A 230-nucleotide genomic window follows, 5' to 3' on the forward strand; every position below is an offset into this window, starting at 1 on the left:
GGACTACCATGCGTGACGCCGCGCTGCGCTACCCGAACATCCTCTTCGATCTCGACGGCACCCTCACCGACCCACGCGAGGGCATCACCCGCTCGGTGCAGTTCGCCCTCGCCCGCCTGGGCATCGACGAGCCGGACCTGGCGCGCCTGGAACACTTCATCGGCCCCCCGCTGTTGCAGTGCTTCATGCAGACCTACGGCTTCGACGAAGCGCGCGCCTGGGAGGCGGTG

1 protein-coding gene is annotated in these 230 nt (G+C 68.7%); it reads left to right on the plus strand.

Annotation, left to right across the window (positions count from 1 at the left end):
- Nucleotides 1-230, plus strand: a 230-nt coding sequence (locus ACLJNW_RS29065) for an HAD hydrolase-like protein (RefSeq protein WP_410962147.1), incomplete at both ends; no start/stop codon positions are given.

Origin of the sequence: Salmonella sp. SAL4457 (genome assembly GCF_046548235.1) — a bacterium.
GTDB classification, from domain to species: domain Bacteria; phylum Pseudomonadota; class Gammaproteobacteria; order Enterobacterales; family Enterobacteriaceae; genus Salmonella; species Salmonella enterica.